The organism is Nitrososphaerota archaeon (assembly GCA_016872055.1).
In the GTDB taxonomy this organism is placed as follows: domain Archaea; phylum Thermoproteota; class Nitrososphaeria; order Nitrososphaerales; family Nitrosopumilaceae; genus Nitrosotenuis.
In genome coordinates, this window is the sequence record VHBH01000003.1 from 119,460 (window position 1) to 146,006 (window position 26,547).

A 26,547-nucleotide genomic window follows, 5' to 3' on the forward strand; every position below is an offset into this window, starting at 1 on the left:
TCAAAAGACTACCAAGGAGGAAGAGGATTCAAAGAACCACTATAACCAAACTTTAGTGTAAAGGACGATTGGGTTCACATCACAGAGATTGGTTCCAAGCTGGAAATAGTGGAACCCCCTGCTGGAACATCAAGGTAGATCAGATTTGGCAAAGACCTAATTTTTCTACAAAAGGGGAATTTTTCAGGACAAATCAGAGTGATTAAGTGAATTCTTTTGCACAGACAATATCATTGTCAAATATGTAGTAGATATCGTAGTGTATGAGCTAAAAACTCAAATCGACCTGATGCAAAAAGAATTGGAAAGTATACTTTCGGATACTAGATCATTTCAAGTTTTTTAAAAATTTCGCTGAATCCTTTTTTATTGATATTATTTTGGAATCATCCATTTTGCCAATTGTATTATACATGACAAAGTTTCGGGGATTTTTTTGTAGCTTTTCCTTGTTGGATATTAGAAAATTCCAATACAGATAGTTAAACGGGCAGGCATTTTTGCCTGATTTTTCTTTAATATCATATTTGCAATTATCGCAGTAATTTGACATTTTCTGGATGTAATTGCCCGATGAAACGTATGGTTTTGAGGCAATGAGTCCGCCGTCTGCATATATTGCCAGGCCATACACGTTTGGTAGCTCAACCCATTCAAAGGCATCAGAATATACTGAGAGAAACCACTCTGCTACCTGCTTTGGCTCTAGTCCTGCTAGTAGAGAGAAATTACCGATTATCATTAATCTCTGGATGTGATGAGCATATGATTCCTGCAGGGTTTGCTGAATACAGTTTTTCATACAATTCAGATCCGTATTGCCAGTCCAGAAAAATTCTGGCAGGTCTTTCTTATTGTTAAAAAAATTTCTAGTTGCATACTCAGGCATAAAAGTCCAGTAAATTCCGCGCACAAATTCGCGCCAGCCCAGAATCTGCCTGATAAATCCCTCTGCAGAATTTAGCGGCACTAATCCCTGCCTGTATTTTTTTTGTACGGTATTGATGATTTTTTTGGGATCTAAAAATCCGACATTCAGATACAGCGAAATGACACTATGAAATAAAAATCCGTTGTCCGTTATCATTGCATCTTCATAGTCACCAAATTTAGCAAGCTTGAATTTGAGAAAATCATCAAAAGCCTGCTCTGCCTGCTTTTGCGTTACTGCAAACCAGAATGGTTCTATTTTTCCAGGATTTTTGGAAAATTTTTCTCTGACCAGATCAATTACCTGATTTGTAATTTCATCAGGTGTAAATTTTGGAGGAAGATTAATCTCTGGATTTTTTTTAATGGGTTTACGGTTTTCTGAATCATAGTTCCATTTTCCACCTTCTGGCTTGCCGTCAGAATCTAGCAGAATAGAGTGTTTTTTTCGCATCAACTGATAAAAATTCTCCATTCGATGGGTTTTGGAAGACTCGGACCATTTTTTGAATTCAGCCAGAGTACAAAAAAACCTCGTATCCTCACGCAGTTCCAGTTCCAATCCTGATATTTTCGATAATGATTTTATCTCTTCTAGTAAGCGGTATTCCCCAGGTTTTGTGACAATTACTTTGTCAAATTTCGATTTCTTAAAAATCCGGATTATTTCGCCACTGATGCTTTGTTTGTTTTCTTTGTCGTCCAGTTTGGAGTAGTTGACATGATAGCCAGAATTTTGCAACTGGGCTGCAAAGTGCCTCATTGCACTGAAAATGAAAATGATTTTTTTTGGGTGATGTGGTACGTAAGATGCTTCTGATACTGCCTCTATCATTATGATGGTGTCTGTCTTTTTATCAAAATTATCCAGTGACGAGATTGCCGTGCTTAGCTGGTCCCCTAGAATCAGAACGAGATTTGCCAATCAAATTTTCATTGATTTGATAATAATAAAAAGAATTGGTGAGGTCAGATAGAGATAATTCGTACAGAACTTGCAAGGTTTTGAATCACGGACGACAGTGTAAAGATTCCTATTTCAGTAAATCGCTAGAAGAGTAAATCAAGAATAACTTCAGTAACATTTTTTTCTGGTCTGGCCTGAGCGGGTGCATGAAGGTTAAGCTCGCAGTGTTGTTGTTGATTGTATTGTCGGTTCCGCTTGCATCTGCACAGTCCGTTTTTGTTCAGACAGGCAAGGCCATATACAATTACGGGGATTACCTCTCTGTTACAATATCAGTGTCAAGTGTTACCGGCAAGAACGCCATTTTGCATATTATTGACTCTGAAGGAAAAAAGAGTAGCGACATCCCAGTACGAATAACAGATCAAAAAACCACAATTACAACTCCTGCCCCATTTAATTCAGAACTGTTTCGAGAAGGAAGATACAAAATTCAGGTAGAATATGACGGAATAACGACATCGGTTCCGTTTCAGCTAGTCGACATAGGAACCATCATGATGCCTTTAGGTAGCAACATCATAGTTCCCCAGTGGATAGATGGGTCAATTAGCGATTCGATGCTCATGAAGTTTTTGGTTGAAAAAGAGACAGTCAAACTTCCTGTGGGCCAAAAACTAGAGGAAAAAACAGACATTCCCGACTGGTACAAGGCAAACGGTAAGTGGTGGTATGAGAGAAAGATAACAGATTCAGATTTTGTCAGAGGATTGCAGTACCTAGTAAATCAGAAGATAATCTAATTTTTGCGTCTGCCCGCTCTGCCTATTGCCCAAAGAATCATCATCACTACAAACGCAATGATAAATGCCGCAAATATTCCAACTATGAGATCTTTGCCCATGTTTGTGGAGGATGATGTCGGCGTAGATGTATCCAAGACACATTGTCCATCTTTGAGTATTGTCCCAGGTCCGCATGTCTCATCTAGTACGCATTGGCCTTCCTTGAGCACGGTTCCTGGGCCACATTGCTGGGATTCTCGGACCTCTGATGTTTCTCGTGTCTCTTCTACTGGGGTAGTCTCTTGTGGCTCAGGTGTTGCTTCTAGAATACATGTGTTTGTCTGTTGATCAAGTACTGTTCCTGGTCCGCATAGAGTGATCGACTCTTCTGTCGGCTCTGGTGCGGTTGGGGTTTCTTCAGTGGTTTCTGGCATCTCTTGCGGCATTTCCTCCGGAGCTGCAGGTTCGCCTGTTCCAAAGTTGGTTGTTCCAATAGATATGATATCAACAGAATTGGTTCCAACGGGAACTGTAATTGTTAGTGTCCGGGAAGAGTCAGTTTTTTGCTCATCAAAAACTGCTTCATCTGTGTCGGTCAGTATCAAAAAATCATCGTCCGTGCCGTCTGTTCTGGAATCAAAAAATGCTCTATCCAATGTAATCACAAGAGTGCCATCGACTTCTGTTGTTGTGACCAAAACAGACAGAGTCGGAGTGTTAGTGTCTACCTCTAGTCCATCGACAGTCAATCCTGTTGCCTCATATGTAATTTCATGTGTGTTACCATTTACCTCAATTGAGGCAGTCGACGCAAATGCACCGGGTAATACCATAATTATAGACAATAGTGCGAAGGCAAGAAGCAATTTCATTGGGTTTTTTCCCCCAAATTCTGTATTAATTGTTTATTTCCTAGTTTAGATGTATTCAGGCTCAAATCAATATTGAATTTGAAGAATTTTTGATAAATTATGGGATGATTTTATTGTGATTGTTTGGTCAAAAATAGCACTTTAGCTAGCCTCAAATCATGATTTTACGGCAATTCCTAGGTTGGCTATATCCCGACTCGGGCAGTGTTTGGCATATACGGGCTGATAATTTTTAGGAACAATTGCTGATTCACGTTTCAGATAGGAGGTATTGTTACTGCACAAATGTTTCAATTTTGGTATTTTTCTTGGTCCTAGTTTAGATTACGCCACGCAAAATCTGGATTACCTTTTCCGCAATCACAGTCGCTGCCAGGGATTGTGCCTCTTTTGTCTGCGCTCCAATGTGTGGTGTTGCTATGAAATTAGGTAGGTTGATTAGCTTGTTGCCAATTGCTGGCTCTTTTTCAAACACATCGAGTGCTGCACCACCAAGATTACCAGCCTTTAGTGCTTCATATAGCGCTATTTCATCTACGGTACCTCCACGGGAAGTATTGATTATCCTTGCAGTTTTTTTCATTGATGCCATTCGTTGTGCATTGATTAGATTTTTTGTACTATCTAGTAATGGTACGTGTAATGAGACATAGTCTGCACTTTGGAGTAGTGTGTCCAAGTCCGCCTTCATCAATCCAACTTCTTTTGCAAACTCGGGATCAATAGGTACTACATCAAAACCAATAATATTCATGTTAAGTGCTCTTGCCATCCTTGCCAGCCTTTTTCCAATATTTCCCAGACCTACAATACCAAGGTATTTTCCGGCTAGTTCCGTTCCCATGAGCTCTTTTTTTATCCAGTTATTATTGCGCATCTCCCTGTCTGCTCGTGGAATGTCGCGAGCCATTGCAAGCATTAGGCCAATTACCAATTCCGCTACTGCGTTCATTGCGCCTTCTACGGCATTTATGACTCGGATGTTTTTTGCCTTGGCTGCGTCGGTGTCTATGTTATCTAGTCCAACGCCGACTCGTGCGAGAATCTTGCATTTTGTTGCTTTTTCTACAAGATCTTTGGTGATGGTAGTTCTACTACGCACTATAACAATTTCATAGTCGCCGATTTTTTTTGCCAGCTCTTCTGGTGTTATTTGCGGCTCATATGTTACAGCTAGTCCATTTTTTTGCAAAGTGTTGTTTAGAACTGCATCGACCTGATCACATACCAAAACTTTTTCTGAAAAACTCATGTAGTGTTGCCTCGAGATGCACGAAATATAATCATTTACAAGAAAAAATAAAAATAAGAAATAGGCTTTTACAGTCCTAATTCAGACTTGATTTCGTCAGCACGTTCATCTGTGTACAATCCGTGTAAGTTCTGCTTTGGATGTTCAATTGTGTGCTTTCCACTTGGTGGAATTGCATCGCTTGGATTACCAAGCAAGTATGCATAGGATGCTACTGGAGGATCTACTGCCAGTTTTTCATTCAAGCCAAATGGATCACCGACAACAAATATTGTTGCTGCACCTGTGAAAATTGCTGCATAATCGTGATTCACTGCAGCGTATACTCCTGGTTCGTCAAAGACGAGGTCCAAGATTGCGCCTTGTGAGCCACCGATCATCCAAGTTTCTGTGCCCCTTGCTTGCACAACATTGCCTTGTGTTACACGGTCGATTATTTCACCCACTACGTGCCAGTAAACTGGTTCATTGCCTTGATTCTCAATGAATATCCTTGTTTTTTGGCCTGCTTCAACGAACAATGCTTGTGATTGGTATTGTTTCAGGTCTGGAGAGTTCCATGGTTGAACCACGAAGATGTTTTTGTTTTTATCATCCAAGATGAGTTCGTTGTGGCCTTCGTTTGGAACGTATCCAAATGACATACCGTTAACAACTGTGTAGGTTGTCTCGTGTTTGAACATTTTTCCTGAATCATATCTACCTTCATCGTCCAGGTAAAGCTGATTGTATTGGAGTTGGAATTCAAGTGCATCTCCGGAATGTCTTTGTCTTTCAATTACGACGTTTCCGTCTTCATTGACCATAGTCTTTTCGACAATCAGTGGTTTGTAGCCCTTGATTGGATCGACGATTGTCATTCCGTACATGCCAGACAATACATGTTGATCCATTGCTGCAACGTCAACACCAGAACAGTGATACTTGAAGGTACCAGGTACTTGTGCTACAAAGCAGTATGATTTTGATTCACCTGGCAATATTTTGCCAAATGAGCCAGCTGTCATTTGTGATGCATGCATGTCGTTTCCGTGTGGAACTAGTTCATCTTCTGGTATAGTTAGCGTCATCATTACGACGTCGCCTTGAGTGACTCTAAGGGTTGGTCCTGGGACCTGTCCACTGAAAGTCATGGCTTGGTAAGTCTTTCCGCCCATAATTGGGAGTTCAACACTTTTTGCGTAAAGATCTAAGCTAACCACATTTCTACCCTCTTCGACGTTGTCGCAACTAACTGCGGCAAATGCCTGTGGCATAACAAGCTTCAAGCCACCCATGTCATGGATTTTTTGAGTCATGCTGTCGTTGGAGGAAGCTGCCAGTGTAGAACCAGCAATGTTTGATTGTGTGTATGTGCTTCCGAATAAGGTTGCTGCCAATACCGCTACTGCTGTAACGGAAAATAGCATACTGTGACGCTTATTCATGGGTTTGATAGTTGTACCACCATATATAATAATTTGTTGAATTTTCATTGATCCCAATAATAGTGCTAATTAATGTAGGATTTGGCGATCCGAGCCTTTTTCGCTGGGAATTTATTTTAGTTAATTTTGAGTGTATCGTTGGAGTATAGGACTGATAGAGATTCCATGGGTGAAGTAAAAATCCCAAAGGATGCATACTATGGCGCATTTACCGGCCGTGCTATTGCTCAGTATCATGTTACTGGTAAAAAGTCTCACCAACACTTGATTTCGGCCTACACAATGATCAAGCGTTCTTGTGCAGTTGCCAACATAAAATGTGGTGTATTGGATAAAAAATCTGGTAATGCTATAATATCTGCATGCGATAAAATCCTGTCTGGCAAGTTCCAAGATCAATTTGTAATTGAGGAGATCAATTCTGGTGCTGGAACTGCATTCAACATGAACTCCAATGAAGTGATATGTAATGTGGCGCTGGAAATTTTGGGGAAGAAAAAAGGCCAAAACGAGTTCCTCCACCCAAATGATCACGTGAACATGTCCCAGTCCAGCAACGACACATTCCCTACTGCAATGCATGTTGCCATTTTGCTGAATCTCAAAGAGACCATTCCAGCAATCGATGTTTTGATAAAATCACTAAACAAAAAGGCAAAGGAGTTTTCAGGCTACAAAAAGATAGGAAGGACCCACCTAATGGATGCCCTGCCGGTAACGCTTGGCAGTGAATTTGCAGCATATGCCACATCAATTAACAAAGCAAAAAACGCCATCACTCTAGCAATCAAGGAACTGGAGTTGGTCGGGTTAGGAGGCACAGCAGTTGGTAATGGTGCAAACACTCCAAAGGGATTCAGAAAACTATCAATTGCAGAGCTTGCCAGAATTTCCGGCTTAAAGCTAAGGCCAGAGCCTGACATGCAGCACTCATTACAATCAAAATTTGCGGTAGCAAACGTATCATCTGCAATTAGAAACTTGGCATTGGAGCTAAACAAAATTGCAAATGATATTCGGCTAATGGCATCCGGTCCAATTGCGGGACTATCCGAGCTTGGTATACCCGCAGTTCACGCGGGTTCGTCCATCATGCCAGGAAAGGTCAACCCATCATTGGCAGAATGCCTCAACATGGTTTGCTTTGGCATAATAGGAAATGACACAGTAGTTGCAAATGCTGCACAGGGTGGACAATTCGAGTTGAATGTGATGTTGCCCGGAATGCTAAAGGCCGTATTAGATAGTACAGACATGCTCAAGAATTTTCTGCCAATATTTTCAATGAATCTAATAGATGGCCTGACTGCAAACGCAGAACGATTGAAACAGAATATAGAGAAAAGCCCGGTGATCGTAACACTTCTCGCACCAAAGATTGGCTACCAAAAGTCTGCCGATCTGTTCAAGGAATCGCTAAAGACTGGAAAAACCATTCGGGAATTGGTAGTGGAACAGAAACTATTAACCGAAAAAGAGATCAGCGCATTATTCAAGTAGCATGGCAAAAATCTGGGTCGAGTCCTATGGTTGCTCTGCTAGCTTTGCAGACGCCGAGATGATTTCAGGACTCATTGTCAATGGCGGTCATACTTTGGCCGAGAGTTCCCGTGATGCTGACTTGAACTTGATTGTGACGTGCTCTGTCAAAGACGCCACTGCAAACAAGATGGTTAACAGAATAAAGAGATTAAAGTCAAAACCTCTAGTTGTTGCGGGATGCCTGCCAAAGGCAGAGCCAAAATCTGTACAACGGTTTTCTCCAAACGCTAGCCTGATGGGACCTAATTCCATTGGAAAAACTTTGCAAATAATCGACAGTACACTATCAGGTAGAAAGAAAATAGAGTTGGAGGATTCCGATGTTACCAAGACAGGCCTGCCAAAAGTCCGGCTCAATCCTATTGTGGGAATAGTAGAGATTGCTTCAGGTTGCATGAGTGACTGCACGTTTTGTCAGACCAAGCTTGCACGAGGTGATCTTCAATCATATCGCCTCGGCGACATAATACGCCAAGTAACTTTTGAAGTACAAGACGGATGCAAAGAAGTCTGGCTCACGTCAACTGATAATGGTTGTTATGGGTTGGATATTGGGACCAGTCTACCAGAGTTGGTAAACCAAGTATCAGAAATTCCACATGACTTTATGATCAGAGTCGGCATGATGAACCCAATGTATATGCCAAAAATAAAACATGACTTGGTAAAATCTTTTGAAAGCGACAAAGTCTTCAAGTTCCTGCACGTTCCCGTGCAATCTGGAAGCAACAAAATACTGCAAGAGATGAAGCGTGGTCACACTGCGGAAACATTCCGAGATGTGGTAAAGCGATTCCGGGAAAGATTCCCAAGAGTTACAATATCTACTGATGTCATAGTCGGATTTCCTGGAGAAACCGAGGAGGACTTTTCCGACACTGTATCGCTAATCAAAGAGACACGGCCCGATGTCGTAAATCTATCCAAGTATAGCCAGAGGCCTGGAACCGTAGCGGCAGAACTAGTCCAGATTCCAGTAGCTGAGGTCAAAAACAGAAGCAAAAAACTATTTGATGTAATAAGCAAGATTGCACTCCAGAACAACCAAGAATGGGTTGGTTGGACTGGTGTTGTACTATTTGATGAGCAGACAGACGACATGGTTCGAGGAAGGAACTTTGCCTACAAGTCGGTCTTTGTAGAGGAGTCAGTCAAAGTGGGCGATTCAGTCCAAGTCACGATAAACCGTGCAACCAATCATGGACTCTACGGCGTGATCGCTAGCTAAAAGTTTTAGATCGGACTTTGGATCAAAATTAAGTAAGAAGGTTTTTTATCGAATTTTGCAAGAGTCTCACATGGACTTTGTACAGCCCGTCCTTTTGGTCGGAATAGGTGGCGCAGGCTCAAAGATGGCAAACGATGCGGCCTCCTTGATTGGAGCAGACGTCTTTGCAATCAGCCATGACAGCAATGATCTGAGCTCCCATCATGACATCAAAATTCACGCAGAATCCTATGTCAACCCATCCGCATATCTCATTAGGGCAGAGGCTCAAAAGTCAATGTACAGGATTCGCGACAAGTTTGCAAACTATAACACTATTGTGATTTTTGCAAACCTAGCAGGCAAGTCAGGCTGTGCTGTGTCTCCACTGGTTGCAACAATAGCCAAAGAGGAGAAAAAGCGAGTCTTGTCATTTGGAATAATGCCATTTAGATTTGAAAAAGAGAAATTGTTTTTGTCTGGTGTATCACTCAAGAGACTACGTGCTAGTTCTGATTCTACCATAGTAGTTGATAATGACGCATTGTTGGAAGCAAATCCTGACCTTACAGTATCAAAATGCTATGACATAACAAACCACGCAGTAATGTATGTCGTAAATGCATTGGCGTCATCTAGCATCTCTGATGATCTGAACATTTTATCTACAAGTAAAAATGAAAAAGACGTCGAAGCATCACTGCGCGAATCAGTGCAAATGCTCTACGAGGACGCCCCCCCAAGCTCTGTCAAAAAGACAATGCTGTACGTGTTTGGCTCTGATAATGTTTCTATTGGAAAAATAAATGCCGCAGTAAACACCATAACTGGAATATTCAATGAGGGCAATACTGACGTATCACTTGCAACAACGCAAGGAGACAAGTCCCAAGTAGTAATGGTTAGCTCTGTCGAGGGTGCAATGAAATTTGATTCCTATGATCCACTGGGAATGATTTCAAAGGAGAACACTCTAGATTGGGATGTTCCGGAATCATCAATCAAAACTGGAATTGAACTATACCAATTAGATTAAGAGTTTCTGTGTTCGATAATAATTTAGAACTTGTTTAACAAATAAAAATCACATAAAACAGAAATTTCTTCAAAATTAAAAACTGGTCAGGTTTTTTTGTATTTCGCACAACAGCATGCTCTAGCGCAAAAACTTGAACATTTTATGCGATTCTTTACCTTGCCTTGGAGCAGAAGACACAAAAACAATTCTGAATTTGCCATTGTGTCTTTGACATCGACAGGTAATGACTCTAGGTAATCATCACAGTGCGGTAATTTGGACATGGTTCATAACAAGATTGATTTGATGTAAGATGGAGTTATTCTAAAAAATTATTTAGATTTCTTTGCTGACTTTTTTGCTTTCTTTTTGGATGGCTTTTTTGGTTCTGCCTTTTCTTTTTTTATCGGTTTTTCTTCTGTCTTCTTTTCCTCTTTTGCGGGCTTTTCCTCAGTCGTTTCTTCTTTGGCTTCTACCTTTGGTTCCTCCTTCTTTGCCTTTGGTTTTTCCTCTTCCTCGTATGGTGAGACCATTACATAACCGTCGTCGGTCTTTGCCATCTTTACTCGGATCTTTCTTGGCGGGCTGCGAATTCCTCTCTCCCAGATTGCATGGGACAAATCCTGGTCGATTTTGATCTGGCTTGTCTTCATATGATGTTCAGTAAACTCGCGAATCATATTGATTGCGCGCTTAGCTCTCTGGTTATTTGGTGAAAGCCAGACCTTGCCCAGATTAATTGTATATACTCGCTCTGCTTCTTGGGACAAATTATCCTACCTCCACGTCAGTTGATCTCCAAGCTCTGCGCTTTGGATTGGAGCGGACCTGTCTTTTGGTCTTAAGAATAATCCACGCTGGCACTGCAGAATTTTGCTTCGTTTTCTTTTGTAGTCTGATCTTGCGTCCAGAATGCTTTCTTGTCGCCATGAAAATTGAGGCATTTTATCCTATTTTTAAATGAATCTGAGTTTTTGCGTGTAATTTTACAGAATTTGGTTAGAGTGGAAAATGTCTGCGATTTGTTTTAGCATTCTAGCGGATGCGCCCCAAATCAGCTTGTTATCGTATGTGAGCTTGTACGCCTCAAAGACGGACCTGTGGCCTGGGTCGTCATCATCATGTAGTGTTTGCAATAACGGTATGATTGGAAAGTGAAGTATCTCATCGACTTCGGAGTTTGGGTGTAGTTGTGTTATTTGATCCAGTATTGCAACAAATGGTATAATTGTAAATCCTGAATTTCTTGTCTGCACTGGATTGAGCTGCCCTATGACGTTTTGCCTTGGCACGGCTAGGCCTATTTCTTCTATTGTTTCCCGAATTGCAGTTTCCAGTAGGTTTTCATCATTTGTGTCGATTTTTCCACCAGGAAATGCAATCTCGCCTGCATGCTGTTGCATGCTAAGTGGTTTTTGAGTCATGATTATTTTGTGGTCTTCTCCATATATCACAATCATAACTGCTGCATGTTTTGTGGTGTGATCATCTAGATGTGGAATAATATTGGAGCTGAGAATTCGGCGCAGTGTATCTCCGTTCATGATGTATTAGTGATTGTTCATTGATTTATTCCTTCAAAGGTTATTAATCAAGAAAATTAGATAATTTTTGAAATTGACCATTCGATACGAGATAAATCCACCTAGAGTTATTCAGGATGGAGCACTCTCCCACAAACAAGTCCGTGGATTGCTTGGAAAGGTCGAAAAAAGAATTATTTCTGCTTCCAAATATTGTAATGGAATACACCTCACTGACTCGGTACTAGGTGTTCCAAGAATTTCTCCAATTACTGCGGGTGCCATAATTCGAAATAATGGTGTAAGGCTTGACATTACTGCCAGTCTGCGTGTCCGGGATCGAAATATTACCGCACTGACCCAATCGGTGTACGATGCAGTACTACTTGGATTGGATGGCTTGCTGATACTAAAGGGCGACGAGCCACCTGCCGGACCAAAAGACTCGAAGCTGATACCTAGCCAGGTTGTAAAACATTTTACAAAACAAGGATTTGGTAAGAATTTGGACTTTTTTTTATCCATATCTGCACATCCCGACTTTGAGAAGATTCAGAAAAAAATCGACGCCGAGCCCACGGGATTTGTCACGCAGGTAATACAGGATCCTACTCAGGTTCATCGAATTGTGGACGAGCTAAAGCCGCAGGGATTCAAAATCATTCCATGTGTGATGATCCCGTCTGTGAAAAACGCCAACTCTGCAAAGATGGTAGGAATCGATTTTGCGCAATATGAAGAAATTGTGCTTGATTTCATCAAGGAGATTCACAAGTCTGCGCGCGACATCCTAATTACATCACCCAATGATTCCAAGGCTGCACTGAAGGTTTTAACGCAGATTAAAGCTTAAAAAGAGAATAACCAGAAATTCTGCATGGCGCAAAAACTTCCATTCTTGGATGCAATGAAAAATGACATTTTATTATTTGATGGTGCAATGGCGACTGAAATTCAGAAATTTGACCCAAAGTCAGAAGACTTTCCGGATGGTAAAGACGGATTCAATGACGGGTTAGTACTGACAAGACCTGAATGGATTAAAAAAATTCATCGGAGTTATCTGGAGGCTGGCGCCGACTGTATCGAGACAAACTCGTTTGGCTCTAACAAGCTAAAGCTCGAAGAATACGGATTTGGAGACAAGACAATAGAGATGAACAAAAAAATTGCCGAGCTTGCATGCAGTGTAGCGTCTGAATTTACTGACAAGCCTCGATATGTCATAGGTAGTATGGGACCCACCGGATTTTTGCCCAGCTCCAACGATCCAGACTTGGGCCAAATTCCGCTAGACAGAATCAGGGAGGCATATGAATTACAGGCGGAAGGCATGATTTTGGGCGGAGTGGATGCGCTACTAATAGAGACAAGCCAGGATATTTTAGAAACAAAGCTTGCAATCGAAGGTTCACATGAGGCAATGGCAAAAACCAAAAAGGTTCCATTAATTGCGAATGTCACGCTGGATCAGTACGGAAAGATGCTATTGGGTACAAACGTCCAGGCCGCATATACTACGGTATCGGACATGGGAATTGACGTGTTTGGCCTCAACTGTTCTACTGGGCCAATAGAGATGACGTCCAGCGTCCAGTGGTTGAATGAGCAAAACGACCTGAATTTGCTTGTGGTGCCAAATGCAGGTATGCCGGAAAACGAGGGAGGCCATGCAGTGTATAAGATGACACCGGAGAAAATGTCGGATGTACTAGGTGATTTTTTGTCAAAATACAAAAAGGTAAGAATAATCGGCGGTTGCTGTGGGACAAATCCTGCGCACATTGCCGCATTGCGCAAAATAATTGATGAGCGAAAATAATACCGTGTGAATTATCAAAAATGGAATTGCGCAATAAAGGGTTGGTGCTGTTCATTAATACCATCTAATGGAGTAAAGCGTCTCTTTTCCACATTTGGTAGATGAGATTTTCGTACTAAAAGCGTGAATCTCATATTCTGATATAGACATTATTTATAAGAAATATGGAAAAACATTTCAGATTATAAAAAATCACGAAATTACCATACGAGGCTCACATTATTGTCCAATATACCCTAACTATACGGTAAATAATAGAAAAACTGTCATATATTTACAAAGGACACAAATTTTTGAAATAAAATGAAAATCCCACGGGTAAGCTCATCACTAAAGGCAGTAGAACTACGACAAGAGCCTGCGCCAATGATAATTGGCGAGAGACTAAACACTCAGGGCTCCAAAAAGGCAAAGCAGCTTGTACTGTCTGATGACTTTGACGGACTAATCGACTTGGCACGAATCCAGGTGGAGGATGGTGCGCACTGTCTGGATGTATGCGTTGCGACAACGGAGCGTTCTGATGAGCTAGAGTTTATGAAAAAACTTGTAAAAAGACTATCGCTGGAAATCGATGCTCCGCTTGTGATAGATTCCACTGATCCTAGTGTGATAGAGTCATCGATTAGTCAGATTCCCGGCAAGCCTATGATAAACTCAATTAACCTGGAAGGTGATGGTTCCAGATTTCACAAGCTTGCGCCAATTATGGCAAAATATTGTCTGCCGGCAATTGCTTTGTGCATTGGTCCAAAGGGAATGGCAAAGACCCCGCAGGAAAAGCTAGAAACTGCGGAACTGTTGTACGAAACTGGAAAAAAATACGGCCTGCGAGAGGAACAGTTTGTATTTGATGTGCTAACATTTACACTTGCCACTGGGGAGACAGAATTTTTGGACGCTGGAAAAAACACGCTGGAGGGAATCAAGGTGGTCAAGAAAAGATTTCCAAACGCGTTTACTACTTTGGGCTTGAGCAACATTTCGTTTGGTCTTGCGCCTTCTGCACGCAAGATACTCAATTCCGTGTTTTTGTATCATGCAGTTAAGGTAGGCCTTGACTCGGCCATTGTTAACGCCAAGGAGATAGTCCCATATCCGGAAATTGACGCAAAAGAGCGCAAGCTGGTGGAGGACTTGATATTCAATACGCACCCTAATGCCCTAGCAGATGTGATTGCCCACTTTGAAAAGGCCGGCAAGCAGGTGACAAGTTCCAAAAAGATTGAGGTTGATCCAAGTTGGCCTGCAGGAAGGCGAGCCAATTTCAGAATTGTGAACCGATTAAAGGATGGAATTGAAAATGATGTCGTATCTGCAATAGCGGAAAAAATTACTCAGAAAATCACCATATCAGAAAAAGATGGAAGAAAAATTATTGATGCACCAAAAGAAACAACGCACGATGCAGCCATATCCACGCTAAATGATGATCTATTACCTGCAATGAAAGATGTGGGTGACAAGTTTGGCGCGGGAGAATTGATTCTGCCGTTTGTTCTCAAGTCTGCGGAATGCATGAAGGCAGCGGTAGTAGAATTGGAAAAATATCTGCTAAAAGAAGAAGGAACGAGCAAGGGTAAGCTGGTGCTAGGTACTGTATATGGCGATGTGCACGATATTGGAAAGAACCTAGTCAAAACAATCTTTGAAAACAATGGCTATACGGTGTATGATTTGGGCAAGCAGGTACCGCTGCAGAAATTTGTGGAAAAAATCAATGAAGTTAAGCCAGATGCAGTTGGTCTTTCTGCATTATTGGTATCTACATCAAAGCAGATGCAGTACTTTGTGGAATTTGTGCGAGAAAACAAGCTTTCAATTCCAGTATTATGTGGCGGTGCTGCAATCAACTCTAATTACATTAACAGAATTGCAAAGGAAGGTGCAATATACCCGCATGGTGTGTTTTACTGCAAGACGATGTTTGATGGCCTAAAGACTATGGACAGACTGGTATCACCTGAAAAATCAAAATTCATCTCTGAATGGAAGGAGAAAATCCAAAACTGGAAGGAAACCAAAGTGGAAAAAGCACATGGCGAGATGCCACGTTCCGATGTAAAGCCGATGACTCCGCCAGTGGCACCAGTATTGAATCAGCCAACAAGACTAGAGCCAAAGGACTTTGACATGAATAAGATTTGGGAAAAGCTTTCAAAAAAATCGCTATTTGTGCTGTCTTGGGGTCTGCGCGGTAGAGGGATGGAAAATGCCGATGTGGAAGGCGAGAAGTTGCTAGCAGAATGGAAGAAAAGAGTGCTGGATGAAAAACTCTTTGAACCTCGTGCTGTGTATGGATATTTTGCGTGTCATGGAAAAGACAAGCTCCTAGTTGATGGCCCAGATGGAACTGTAGAGTTTGACTTTCCAAGGTCCACTCAAAGCAAGCACCTGTGTTTGACTGATTACTTTGGTCAGAATGACGTAGTTGCATTCCAGTCAGTGACTGTTGGAAACAAAGTGCAGGAAATTATTGACAAGTGGAATAAGGAAGACCGCTACACCGATGCATACTATTTGCATGGTTTGGCAGTGGAAACAGCAGAGGCAATGGCTGAGCTAATAAACGATAGAATCCGAGATGAGTTGAAAATCAGTGGAAGTCGTGGCCTGCGATATTCATGGGGTTATCCAAGCTGCCCAGATGTATCACAGCACCACTTGGTGTGGAAGCTAATTGATCCTTCAAAATCAGGCATGATGCTAACAGAGGCAGGCCAAATCATTCCAGAACAGTCCACTGCGGCAATTGTTGTTCACCATACAGATGCAGAATATTTTGTACTGTAAGCAGTTCAGTTTACATCATAATTACCTGCCTTTTTATTAGACAATACAAGAATTTTGATTCAGTTCGTCAACAGTTTGTGGATGAGGGAATACTGACACTTGTAGATTCTGAAAATCCAGCAGATTTGAGAGAATACAAATCGAATCTTTGAGTTTCGTCTAATGAATTGAATGGACATGACGGAACGGTCTACAGAATGGTGTATAATGAAAACATCATCCATTTTTGTGTGTCTGCGATCATAAATCAGTATTTGGAAAAGATTAGAATTTCAGCTGGGTTCTAGCGCAGTCATGAATTAAATTGAAGAGTCATCACTTTGAATTAAATTAATCAGATTTGTGATCTGTTTTAAATTAGAGAATTCATGAAACAACTAAACAACCTACTACGAGGCGCTACATTTTTCCAGCACGCCGGCGTATCCATAGTCTATGTTTTCATGCCGATTTTGGCGCAATCACTTACGACCAACATATTCGAAGTCGGATTAACAATATCATCATTTTTCTTGGCGCAGATTTTGTCCAGCCTGTATTTTGGAAGAATTTCTGATGCAAAAGGAGCGAGGTTGATCTTTATTCGAATTGGCTTTGTCAGTTGTGCCATAATGTTTGGGCTTCACTATATCGCGGATAACTCCTTTTACCTCCTTTTGGTAAGATTGGGTGCCGGTGTTGCAAGTGGTATGATGGTATCCGCATTGCTTGCCTATACCTATGAATCCGGAAAGGACAAGTCCAAGGTCGCATCTGTGATTTCATTTCATGCACTAGGTTGGATGGTAGGAATTGTGGCAGCCGGCATTGTAAACAATGAAAAGACAATATTTTTGATTAGTGCAGCCTTGTTCTTGGCAGGCCTTGCATTTTCTGCTAAAATGCCAAACTATACCATGGCAAAAGAAGTCGAGTCTGGCGCTACAAAAAAGATAATCGTTCGCAACAAGTATCTTTTCCTGTCGTTGTTGCTGCGCCATATTGGTGCAACATCCGTCTGGACAATTTTGCCCCTGGTGCTGACTCAGACATTTGGCGCTAAATTATACGAAGTATCAATTGTATATGTTGCAAATACTGTCACTGCATTTGTTTTGATGAATCTTATGGGAACTAAAATCCACACCAAAAATATCACCAAATTCAAGATTGGTGTTGGTCTGACTGTGCTAGTCTTTGCTGGAATGGCAGTGATGAGTGATTGGTGGATGGCAATTCCCTGCATGGCTCTTGTTGGTGTTACCTGGGCGTTTTTGTACATTGGTGGAAGCATTCACCTAATGGAGAATAATCCAAAGTCAACATCAAGTGGAGTGTTGAATTCCACAATATCGATTGCAAACGTGATCGGCCCAGTCATTGCCGGTTCAATAGCATTTTGGTATAACCATGTTGCGGTGATGTATTTTGCAGTCGGGATTTGTATTGTTGCGTTTTTGGTGTCATTGAAGATTAAAAAATAATAGGAAAAGGAAGTACACAAAAAAATAGCAAGAAATTCTTTCAATCCTTAAATCAAATCAACTGGAAATATCGAGGGTATTAAGCAACGAGATAATAATGAAAGCGGATAATCAATTTTTAATTCACATAAATAGGAAAATTCTGGAAAGACATACGAAAAAAGGAAAGTCAAAGTAAATATCGAGACTACTAGAAATGTTGTTCTTGTAATACCAATGATAAACAGTTTGGAAATTAGGAAATGAAAATAAAATCTAAGAGTAATTTTGGTATCAGTAACAGATCATAGATTTTATCGCAGACCCCATCTTGCCATGACCTTATCCTCCAGTCTCTTGAAGATTAGACCATCAATCACAATACCAATTATCATAATTACAATCATCATTCCAATTACCTGAGATACATCAGACAGCTGACGACCGACATTTAGCAAAAATCCAAGGCCCAAAAACGAAAACAACAATTCCGCTCCAACAACACCTCGCCAGCCAAACGCCCAGCCTTGCTTGAATCCAGTAATCAGATACGGAAATGCAGCTGGAATCAATACCTTGGTTATGAGTTGCTCGCCCTTGGCACCCATGTTCTGTGCAGCTGCAATAAAATCAGGATTAATGCTCTTAACACCAGTGTACATGTTTATAGTAACTGCAAACAATGCACCAGCGACCGTGACGAAAATAATTCCAGCATCAGTCAACCCAAACCAGATTATGGCCAGTGGTGCCCAAGCGACAGAGGGAATCGACTGCAATCCCAATACAATTGATCCAATTGTCTCATTGACGGTATTTACCCGCGCCATGAATATTCCAAGCATTATTCCACCAGCTACTGCAATCGCAAAGCCAGCTGCAAGCCTCCAAAGGCTGGTTCCAATTCCAATCCATAGTGTACCATCAGCTGCACCATATCCCAAGTCTTCTGCCACCTCATATGGGGATGGGAAAACACTTTCTGACCAGACATTTGCCATGTCCAGTGCCTGCCATACCAGTACAATTCCAACATAGAATCCAATTTTCTTGCTTAGCGACTTTGCTCTCATTGAGAATCCTCCGTTGCTTTTACCTCTGGACGCAACAATGCAGAAATCTCCTTTTGATATGGGATCAGGGTTTCGTCTTCTACTAGTCTTGGTCTTTTGTGATCAATTGGAACTGTTTTCTTGACAGTGGAAGGACGATGAGTAAAAACCACAACTTTGTTTCCAAGAACGGTCGATTCTGAAATACTGTGCGTGACAAATATTATGGTCTTTTTTGTTTTCTGCCAGATCATTTGCATTTCAACTAGCAGCAAGTCTCTGGTCTGTGCATCTAGTGCTGCAAACGGCTCATCCATGAGTAAAATTTCCGGATCCATTACTAATGCCCTAGCTATTGCTACCCTTTGCCTCATTCCAGTAGACAGCTGATACGTATACGAATTGGCAAATTTTGATAGCTGCATCATGTCCAAGTATCGGTCAGAAATCTGGTGTCGCTCTGATTCCGGAATTCCAGCTATCTTTAATCCAAATTCGACATTGTCGCGAACTTTGAGCCATGGGAATAGTGCTCCTTCCTGAAACACCATTATTCTGTCAGGTCCCGTCTTTGTGATTGGTCTATTATCCAACATAATTTGTCCTTCGTCTGGCTTTTGTAGGCCAGCCGCAATTCTCAGAAATGTAGACTTGCCACATCCAGATGGGCCAACCAAGCACACAAAGTCGCCATCTTCCACTGTGAGGTTGATTCCTCCCAATGCTTTGAGTGGCTTTCCGTCATGCTCAAAGTACTTGACAATATTCTTTGCTTCTAGCTTTGCCATGAAATAACCTCCATTTTATTCGCATAAATGTTATCTAGGTTGTATCCATCTCTTCCCAGATATCCCAGAGAATAGGCACGCTCTGCAAAAATTTCGATTGCGTCAACATCGACTTCCGAAGTGTATACAATATTGGAAAAGGAATTGTGAACAATATTTTCTTTGAGTGTTTTTCCAGTGTGTGATTTATAGAATTTAATGTATGTAGATTCTGTTTGTTCCGGGTTTTGGTTTATCCAGTCTATTGCCTGCTGATGCGCCACAAGCCACTTCTGTATTATTTCGGGGTTTTTTTCGATATAGTCAGCCCTGCCAATCAATACCACTGACGGAAATCTTTTTTCAGGCCACATTTCCTCTTCTTGAAAGAGCCGCTTTCCTCCAAAGTTTTCAACTAGCATTGTAGCTGTTGGCTCTGGAACCCATGCCGCATCGATTTCTCCTTTGGCAAATATGGTGTTGATTTCTGCATTTGCAATGTTGTAGATAATGACGTTTCCTCCCTTTTCAGCTGGCTTGAGTCCATTTTCGGCCAGATAATTTCTCAGTGAGACGTCTTGCGTGTTTCCAACAAATGGAGCCGCTATTTTTTTGCCAGCAAGATCAGATGGTACGGATATAGTAGAATCCTTTTGCACTACAAAGCTTGCCCCGTTGTTTGCAGCACCAGAAATAATCTTGATTCCATCTCCTCCGGATTTTACATATCCATTGACAAATGGGGCCGGTCCGACATATGCTATGTCTATTGAATTTGCAAATAATGCCTCTATTGCCTCTGGGCCGGAATCAACAATTTTGGTCTTGATTTTGGTGTCACCAAGTTGATCGCTATAGTATCCATTTTCCATCCCAACGATTGGAACTGCATGGGAGATGTTTGCAAAAAAGGCGACTCTGACCTCGTTTTTGTCCGGATCATTGGCAGTAGCTACGCTCAAAATCGCAAAAATTGCAACTATTGCTGCAACTGCTACACCAGCCAAAGGCAGAATTTTCATAAAACAGCGTTATGAAACTTTGGTTAAATAGTGATCGGATTTTAGCTGCAGCTATAGCTAATTTTTTGGCTTGATTATTTTTTCTAAATTTTTAGAATCAGAAATTTTTCAAATCAATCCAGATCAACAAAAAGGATAAATGCAAATCAGTTAACGAAAAAGCTCTAATGAAACAAAAGGCAGTGCTTGCTTTTTCTGGGGGACTGGATACTTCGGTTGTTATCAAATATCTACAAGAGAAACACCGAATGGATGTCATCACTGTTACGGTAGATGTAGGTGAGGGAAGCGACCAGAAAAAAATCGCCGCCAAGGCAAAAAACCTCGGAGTATTACGACATTACAATATTGATGCAAAGCAAGAGTTTGTTTCAGATTTCATTCACCCATCGATTAAGGCAAATGCCCTATACCAGAAAAAATACTGTCTAGCTACTTCGCTGGCACGACCATTAATTGCACAAAAGGTCTTAGAGATAGCAAAAAAGGAAAAAGTAGATGCGTTAGCACACGGATGTACAGGCAAAGGAAACGACCAAGTTCGATTTGATGTAACATTTGGCTCCGGTTCCAATTTGCCAATCATTGCTCCAATCAGAGACCTAAACCTAGACCGAACCACCGAGTTAGAATTTGCAAACAAACACGGAATTCCAATTGACTCGGTATCAAAGAAATTCTCTATTGATCAAAATCTTTGGGGTCGAGCAATCGAAGGTGGAAACCTAGAAGACCCATATGTAGAGCCGCCAGAGGATGCATTCATCTGGGTAAAGACAAAGAATCTACCAGACAAGGCAAAATACCTAGAGATAACATTCGAACAGGGAATCCCAGTCGCAGTTGACAAAAAAAGATTATCGCCAATCAAATTAATCGAATACGTAAACCAGGTTGCAGGCTCGTGCGGTGTTGGTATAGTTGATCACATAGAAGACCGCGTAGTCGGAATAAAATCACGCGAAGTCTACGAGACCCCAGCTGCACTGTGCCTAATTGAAGCACATTCTGACCTGGAAAAAATGGTACATACAAAGCACCAAAACAAGTTCAAGAGTCTAGTCGACCAAGAGTGGACATGGCTTGCATATTCTGGATTGTGGCAAGACCCATTGAAGCGAGACTTAGACAAATTCATCAACCAGTCCCAAAAGGTAGTGACTGGCACAGTTAAACTCAAGCTATACAAGGGAAGCTTCCGAGTGGTTGGAAGAAAATCCAAGTACTCTTTGTATAGTCATGACATTGCAACCTACGGAAAGGGATCTGCCTTTGATCAAAGAAAGGCAACTGGATTTGTAGAGCTGTGGGGACTGCAAACAACAGAAGCTAATAAATTATCAAACAAGGGGTGAGAAGGATCGTAATGAATTGTTTAGAATGTGACGCAGAAATCAATATCCCAGATGACGCAGCAGTAGGCGAAATAGTAACTTGCTCAGAATGTGGCGCAGACTTTGAAATCGCAACAAAAAGCGGATCAACTGTGACGCTAAAGCCAGCAGAAAGCGTAGGCGAAGACTGGGGAGAATAGTTGTCCAGAGTCGGTATCATCTTTGACAGAATAAGGCTGGAAGAGAAGATGCTCCAAGATGCATCAAGTACACTTGGGCATGATACAATAATGCTGGATGCAAAAATTACGCATCTAAGCACAGAAACCAGAAGATCTGATGTTGACTTTGGCGACGTAGTCCTAGAAAGATGTGTAAGCTATTTTCGAGGCTTACACTTTACCTCTTGTTTAGAATTTTTAGATGTCCCGGTGTTCAATTCCCACAAAGTAGCCGATAACTGTGGAAACAAAATGGTCACATCACTATTGCTAAAAAAAGCAGGCGTTCCAACACCCAAGACATACTTTGCATTTTCATCCGAGGAGGCAATGAATCTCATAAATAAAGTAGGCTATCCAATTGTAATAAAGCCAGTAATTGGGAGCTGGGGCAGAGGCGTCATGCCATTGCGTGACAAAGACACAACAGAGGCCATAATAGAAATGCGCGACATTGAGGACGGCTCGCATGACAGAATATACTATTTGCAGGAAATGATTGACAGGCCCCCACGCGATATCCGCGCAATAACAGTAGGCGACCATGTAGTAGCTGCAATGTATCGCAAATCACAAGGTGATTTTAAGACAAACATTGCATTAGGTGGAGACCCAGAGATGTGCGAGATTACACCAGAGGTTGAAGATATTTGCCTCAAGGCATCCAAGGCAGTAGGCGGTGGAATACTAGGAATTGACTTGATGGAGGATAAAACTCGAGGATTAGTATGTCATGAAGTGAATAACACTGTGGAATTCAAGGGCCTAGCCAAAGTGGCAAAGAAAAACATCCCGCAAGAAATGGTAAAATTTGCAATAAGTCAAATCAGAAAATAATTAGCCAGATTTTGAAGCATATTTTCGTCTGTACTTGAGATAACGATAGTGCTCTTTTTGGTATTGTAAATAATCATTATGATTTTTGTGGTGATTCCTAGAAATTCTCTCGATTACGGATTTTTTGTTTTTAGCATACCATTTCCTATATGATTCTTTTAGCTTTTCTTTAAACGCCGGGTCTTTTTTGTACCTGCTTCGATTATAGTCAGCTTTTCGTTTTTTGATTAAATCGCGATCAGATTTTGGCAACAAAAATTGAACTATATGAAATTAAATAAATTTTTTTCTGATGCAGAATACAATAAATTATACCATATTGAGTGTAGGAACATGTTGCGAGTAGGTGTAGTCGGAGCATCAGGTTATGTCGGAGGAGAAATGCTACGATTACTAGTCACACATCCCAAAGTAGAGATCACACAAGTTACATCACGTCAGTATGTCGGCGAATATCTACATCGAGTTCAGCCAGCACTCAAGGGATTCACCGAGATGACATTTTCAGAGCTAGACTATGATAGAATGTCAGACAAGTGCGACCTTGTATTTACTGCAGTTCCACATGGCACAGCAACAGAAATTGTAAAAGCTCTATACGACAGAGGTCTCAAGGTCGTGGATTTGTCAGCAGATTATCGTTTACACAATAAAGAAGCATATGTCAAGTGGTACGGTTGGGAACACCCACACCCAGAATATCTGACAAAGTCAGTCTTTGGCGTTCCAGAATTGCACCGAGAAAACATCAAAAACGCTCAGCTGGTCTCATGTCCAGGCTGTATGGCAGTAACATCAATGTTGGCCATAGCACCACTTGTCAAAAACAACATTATTGACACAGAGCACATTGTCGTTGACTCTAAAATCGGCTCTTCAGGTGCAGGGGCAGGCAGTGTTGCAGGTACACACCACGCAATGCGTTCAGGTGTTATTCGACCATACAAGCCAGCAAAGCACCGACATACAGGTGAAATAGAACAAGAGTTATCAGAGATATCTGGAAAGCCAATCAAAGTATCAATGAGCCCACATGCTGTAGATATTGTCCGAGGGATATTATGTACAAACCATACATTCCTCACAAAGGAGGTCAATGAAATTGATCTCTGGAAGATGTACCGTGAAATGTACAAAAACGAGAGATTCATCAGACTAATTCGAGACAAGAAAGGCCTCTACAAGTTCCCAGATCCAAAGTTTGTGGTAGGCTCTAATTTCTGCGACATTGGGTTTGATATCGACGAAGATAACCACCGACTAGTCGCATTATCTGCATCAGACAACCTAATGAAGGGTGCAGCAGGCTCCGCTATACAAAACATGAACATCATGGCAGGCTTTGATGAAATGGACGGACTAAGATATTCGCCACTAACCCCAGTTTAAGAAATGATTACAATCAAAATCGGCGGAAGCGTCGTAGAAAATCTTCATCCAAGTACAATATCTGATATCAAAAAGGTTGCAGATCAGGAAGGCGTCATCCTAGTCCATGGTGGAGGAAAAGAGGTAACTAGAACATGTGAGTTGCTCGGAAAAGAGCCAAAGTTTGTAGTATCTCCTGGCGGAATCAAATCAAGATACACCGACAAGGAAACTGCAGAAATATTCACCATGGTTATGTCTGGTAAAATCAACAAATCCATTGTACAGATGCTACAAAAGCACGGAATCAACGCTATAGGACTGTCAGGAATCGATGGCCGGATCTTTGTCGCAGAACGAAAGGAAAAGCTGGTAATCGTAAACGACAAGGGTAGAAAGCAAATCATCGATGGCGGCTACACCGGTAAGGTAACCAAGGTAAATGCTGACCTTCTCAAGTTATTATTAGAAAAGGGCTATACACCGGTAATTTCCCCAATAGCAGTAAGCAAGGAATTTGATATGCTAAATATCGACGGAGACCGCGCAGCTGCAAACGTTGCTGCCGCCATACAAAGCGATAAGATTCTCTTTATCACAAATGTCGACGGTTTGCTAATGAACGATAAGCTTGTAGAAAAGATGACAAATGCAGAGGCAAAAGAGATTCGACCAAAGGTAGGCTTTGGGATGGAGAAAAAAATCCTAGCAGCCACAGAAGCATTGGATATGGGTGTAAAAGAGGCATTAATTGGCAATGGCCAACGAGAAAACCCAGTATCTTCTGCAATATCCCACACAAAATGCACGGTGATCACAAAATGACTGAAGATGATTATCTTGGTAACATGTATCAGCGTTTCCCAATAACTATAGAGCGCGGCGAAGGTGCAAAACTATACGACATCAATGGTAAAGAATACATTGATTGTATGGGAGGATACGGCGTCGCATTGGTAGGCCACAGAAACCCTCGAGTAGTGGCTGCACTCAAGGCACAGTTAGACAAAGTAATTACGGTTCACACGTCATTATACAACAAGACTAGAGAAGAATTCCTTGACAATCTAATGAGAGTTGCTCCAAAGGGACTAACACAGGTGCACATGGGCAATAGTGGCACAGAGGCAGTAGAAGCTGCAATAAAATTTGCAAGAAAGTTCACAGGCAAATCAGGAATGGTTGCAATGAACGGATCATACCACGGAAAGTCACTTGGATCACTGTCTATAACATTTAATCCAAAATACAGAAAATCATTCATGCCATTGGTAGAAAAAGTGGCATTCGCACCATTTGGTGATATAGAAACTCTACGAACCAAGATTGACGCTGATACTGCATTTGTGATAATGGAGCCAATCCAGGGAGAAAGTGGAATCAATGTGGCACCAGACGGATTCCTCCAAGATGTTCGAAAGTTGTGCGATGAGTCCGGAATCCTGCTAATCTTTGACGAAATACAAGCTGGCCTAGGGAGAACTGGCAAGATGTGGGCGTCTGACCACTGGAATACTATCCCAGACATCATTTGCTTGGCAAAAGGTATTGCAGGCGGCGTACCAATGAGCGCGACACTCACTCGACCAGACATACTGGCAGCAATGAGTAAGGGTGAGCATTCCTCCACATTTGGCGGAAATCCATTATCATGTGCGGCAGGTATTGCAACAATCCAAGCATTAACCCAAGACGGACTAGTCGACAATGCAGCAAAGATGGGAAAAATATTCATGTTAGGCCTAGAAAAGCTAAAGGCAAAACACCCAATCATTCGAGATGTTCGTGGCAAAGGCATGATGATTGGAGTAGAGATGAAGTTCGAAGTAAAAGACATACTATTAGATGGCATACAGGAAGGTGTCTTGCTGTTATATTCAGGCAGAAACATACTCCGATTCCTACCACCTCTAGTAATGAGCGAGGTAGAAATAACAAAAGTATTAGAAGTATTAGATAGATTATTTACCAAGGAATCAGAGAGAAGAAAGAATGTACAAGGATAAAGTAGACGACGAAATTCTAAAAATCCTAAAGGATGATTCTAGGGAATCATTTGTTGATATTGGTAAAAAACTCAAGCTATCAGAATCTGCCGTGAGAAGAAGAGTCAAAAATCTCACCGACAATCAGATAATCAAAAAATTCACAATAGAAATTGGCGAGAAAAATTCTACCAAGGCAATTGTACTCATATCAGTGGAATCATCAATGGACACATCAAAAGTTTCTGCAAGACTCACCAAATTAGACGGGGTTAAGACAGTATACGAAATCACAGGACAGTACGACATTGCAGTAATAATTTCATCTCCAAACATCACAGAGATTAATCTGGCAATTGATTCACTACGCAAAGTGCCTGGTGTATCCGACACGAACACCGTAATAATACTGCGCGAAGTAACGTAAAGCGAAATTCGAGT

26 protein-coding genes are annotated in these 26,547 nt (G+C 41.5%); 15 read left to right on the plus strand and 11 right to left on the minus strand.

Annotated features, from left to right (window positions below):
• Positions 1-328 precede the first annotated feature (328 nt).
• On the minus strand, positions 329-1,855 hold the full coding sequence (locus tag FJ354_03840; GenBank protein ID MBM3905800.1) for a cryptochrome/photolyase family protein: 1,527 nt from the start codon (positions 1,853-1,855) through the stop codon (positions 329-331).
• A 188-nt stretch (positions 1,856-2,043) separates the two neighbouring features.
• Here FJ354_03840 and FJ354_03845 point away from each other — a divergent pair, with 188 nt between their 5' ends.
• Positions 2,044-2,640: a hypothetical protein gene (locus FJ354_03845; protein ID MBM3905801.1), complete on the plus strand. Its 597-nt coding sequence runs from the start codon at positions 2,044-2,046 to the stop codon at positions 2,638-2,640.
• Here the strand turns inward: FJ354_03845 and FJ354_03850 are convergent.
• From FJ354_03850 to FJ354_03860, 3 genes are all read right to left on the minus strand, one after another.
• On the minus strand, positions 2,637-3,494 hold the full coding sequence (locus FJ354_03850) for a hypothetical protein (protein MBM3905802.1): 858 nt from the start codon (positions 3,492-3,494) through the stop codon (positions 2,637-2,639). The genes FJ354_03845 and FJ354_03850 overlap by 4 nt on opposite strands.
• A 319-nt stretch (positions 3,495-3,813) precedes the next feature.
• Positions 3,814-4,746 (minus strand): 3-phosphoglycerate dehydrogenase, encoded by a 933-nt coding sequence (locus tag FJ354_03855; protein ID MBM3905803.1) that lies wholly within the window; start codon positions 4,744-4,746, stop codon positions 3,814-3,816.
• A gap of 68 nt (positions 4,747-4,814) precedes the next feature.
• Positions 4,815-6,155 (minus strand): copper oxidase, encoded by a 1,341-nt coding sequence (locus FJ354_03860; protein ID MBM3905804.1) that lies wholly within the window; start codon positions 6,153-6,155, stop codon positions 4,815-4,817.
• A 156-nt stretch (positions 6,156-6,311) separates the two neighbouring features.
• Here FJ354_03860 and FJ354_03865 point away from each other — a divergent pair, with 156 nt between their 5' ends.
• The 3 genes from FJ354_03865 to FJ354_03875 all read left to right on the plus strand — a co-directional run bounded on the left by FJ354_03865 (position 6,312) and on the right by FJ354_03875 (position 9,958).
• Entirely contained in the window at positions 6,312-7,673 is a 1,362-nt protein-coding gene (locus tag FJ354_03865; protein MBM3905805.1) for an aspartate ammonia-lyase, read from the plus strand.
• A gap of 1 nt (position 7,674) precedes the next feature.
• Positions 7,675-8,943 carry a tRNA (N(6)-L-threonylcarbamoyladenosine(37)-C(2))-methylthiotransferase gene (locus FJ354_03870; GenBank protein ID MBM3905806.1) on the plus strand — a complete coding sequence of 423 codons (1,269 nt, stop codon included), beginning with the start codon at positions 7,675-7,677 and terminating at the stop codon, positions 8,941-8,943.
• 70 nt (positions 8,944-9,013) lie between these two features.
• The gene (locus tag FJ354_03875) at positions 9,014-9,958 is read left to right on the plus strand and encodes a cell division protein FtsZ (GenBank protein MBM3905807.1); all 945 of its coding nucleotides are present in this window, start codon (positions 9,014-9,016) and stop codon (positions 9,956-9,958) included.
• 314 nt (positions 9,959-10,272) lie between these two features.
• Here the strand turns inward: FJ354_03875 and FJ354_03880 are convergent, their stop codons facing one another.
• Genes FJ354_03880 through FJ354_03890 form a run of 3 tightly spaced genes read right to left on the minus strand, consistent with a single transcriptional unit; the run spans position 10,273 to position 11,484 of the window.
• The gene (locus FJ354_03880; protein ID MBM3905808.1) at positions 10,273-10,710 is read right to left on the minus strand and encodes a 50S ribosomal protein L31e; all 438 of its coding nucleotides are present in this window, start codon (positions 10,708-10,710) and stop codon (positions 10,273-10,275) included.
• Position 10,711: 1 nt separating this feature from the next.
• Entirely contained in the window at positions 10,712-10,870 is a 159-nt protein-coding gene (locus FJ354_03885; protein MBM3905809.1) for a 50S ribosomal protein L39e, read from the minus strand.
• 56 nt (positions 10,871-10,926) lie between these two features.
• Positions 10,927-11,484 (minus strand): CoA pyrophosphatase, encoded by a 558-nt coding sequence (locus FJ354_03890; protein ID MBM3905810.1) that lies wholly within the window; start codon positions 11,482-11,484, stop codon positions 10,927-10,929.
• A gap of 67 nt (positions 11,485-11,551) precedes the next feature.
• Here FJ354_03890 and FJ354_03895 point away from each other — a divergent pair, with 67 nt between their 5' ends.
• From FJ354_03895 to FJ354_03910, 4 genes are all read left to right on the plus strand, one after another.
• Positions 11,552-12,316 carry a 5,10-methenyltetrahydrofolate synthetase gene (locus FJ354_03895; GenBank protein ID MBM3905811.1) on the plus strand — a complete coding sequence of 255 codons (765 nt, stop codon included), beginning with the start codon at positions 11,552-11,554 and terminating at the stop codon, positions 12,314-12,316.
• Positions 12,317-12,340: 24 nt separating this feature from the next.
• Positions 12,341-13,285 (plus strand): methionine synthase, encoded by a 945-nt coding sequence (locus FJ354_03900; GenBank protein ID MBM3905812.1) that lies wholly within the window; start codon positions 12,341-12,343, stop codon positions 13,283-13,285.
• Between the two features lie 303 nt (positions 13,286-13,588).
• The gene (locus FJ354_03905) at positions 13,589-16,078 is read left to right on the plus strand and encodes a methionine synthase (protein MBM3905813.1); all 2,490 of its coding nucleotides are present in this window, start codon (positions 13,589-13,591) and stop codon (positions 16,076-16,078) included.
• 368 nt (positions 16,079-16,446) lie between these two features.
• Positions 16,447-17,541, plus strand: coding sequence for an MFS transporter (locus FJ354_03910; GenBank protein MBM3905814.1), 1,095 nt, complete (start codon positions 16,447-16,449; stop codon positions 17,539-17,541).
• A gap of 293 nt (positions 17,542-17,834) precedes the next feature.
• Here FJ354_03910 and FJ354_03915 read toward each other — a convergent pair whose 3' ends face one another.
• From FJ354_03915 to FJ354_03925, 3 genes are read right to left on the minus strand one after another with little or no spacing between them, the layout of a single operon-like run.
• A complete protein-coding gene (locus FJ354_03915; protein ID MBM3905815.1) occupies positions 17,835-18,593 on the minus strand; it encodes an ABC transporter permease in 759 nt (252 codons plus the stop codon).
• Positions 18,590-19,360, minus strand: coding sequence for an ABC transporter ATP-binding protein (locus FJ354_03920; protein ID MBM3905816.1), 771 nt, complete (start codon positions 19,358-19,360; stop codon positions 18,590-18,592). Before FJ354_03920 ends, FJ354_03915 begins: the two co-directional genes overlap by 4 nt.
• Positions 19,348-20,361, minus strand: a complete 1,014-nt coding sequence (locus FJ354_03925; GenBank protein ID MBM3905817.1) for an ABC transporter substrate-binding protein — start codon at positions 20,359-20,361, stop codon at positions 19,348-19,350. The genes FJ354_03920 and FJ354_03925 overlap by 13 nt, the downstream gene beginning before the upstream one ends.
• A gap of 167 nt (positions 20,362-20,528) precedes the next feature.
• On the opposite strand from FJ354_03925, the gene FJ354_03930 reads away from it, so the two are divergent.
• From FJ354_03930 to lysX, 3 genes are read left to right on the plus strand one after another with little or no spacing between them, the layout of a single operon-like run.
• Complete coding sequence (locus FJ354_03930) at positions 20,529-21,716, plus strand: argininosuccinate synthase (protein ID MBM3905818.1); 1,188 nt, start codon at positions 20,529-20,531, stop codon at positions 21,714-21,716.
• 11 nt (positions 21,717-21,727) lie between these two features.
• Positions 21,728-21,895: a lysine biosynthesis protein LysW gene (locus FJ354_03935; protein ID MBM3905819.1), complete on the plus strand. Its 168-nt coding sequence runs from the start codon at positions 21,728-21,730 to the stop codon at positions 21,893-21,895.
• Entirely contained in the window at positions 21,896-22,753 is an 858-nt protein-coding gene (gene lysX / locus FJ354_03940; protein MBM3905820.1) for a lysine biosynthesis protein LysX, read from the plus strand. It begins immediately after the preceding gene.
• Here the strand turns inward: lysX and FJ354_03945 are convergent, their stop codons facing one another.
• On the minus strand, positions 22,754-23,005 hold the full coding sequence (locus tag FJ354_03945) for a hypothetical protein (protein ID MBM3905821.1): 252 nt from the start codon (positions 23,003-23,005) through the stop codon (positions 22,754-22,756).
• A gap of 84 nt (positions 23,006-23,089) precedes the next feature.
• Here FJ354_03945 and FJ354_03950 point away from each other — a divergent pair, with 84 nt between their 5' ends.
• Genes FJ354_03950 through FJ354_03965 form a run of 4 tightly spaced genes read left to right on the plus strand, consistent with a single transcriptional unit; the run spans position 23,090 to position 26,533 of the window.
• On the plus strand, positions 23,090-24,142 hold the full coding sequence (locus tag FJ354_03950; protein ID MBM3905822.1) for an N-acetyl-gamma-glutamyl-phosphate reductase: 1,053 nt from the start codon (positions 23,090-23,092) through the stop codon (positions 24,140-24,142).
• Positions 24,143-24,145: 3 nt separating this feature from the next.
• Positions 24,146-24,946, plus strand: a complete 801-nt coding sequence (locus FJ354_03955; protein MBM3905823.1) for a [LysW]-aminoadipate/[LysW]-glutamate kinase — start codon at positions 24,146-24,148, stop codon at positions 24,944-24,946.
• A complete protein-coding gene (locus tag FJ354_03960) occupies positions 24,943-26,127 on the plus strand; it encodes an aspartate aminotransferase family protein (protein MBM3905824.1) in 1,185 nt (394 codons plus the stop codon). The genes FJ354_03955 and FJ354_03960 overlap by 4 nt, the downstream gene beginning before the upstream one ends.
• Positions 26,114-26,533 carry an Lrp/AsnC family transcriptional regulator gene (locus FJ354_03965; protein ID MBM3905825.1) on the plus strand — a complete coding sequence of 140 codons (420 nt, stop codon included), beginning with the start codon at positions 26,114-26,116 and terminating at the stop codon, positions 26,531-26,533. The genes FJ354_03960 and FJ354_03965 overlap by 14 nt, the downstream gene beginning before the upstream one ends.
• Positions 26,534-26,547 lie beyond the last annotated feature (14 nt).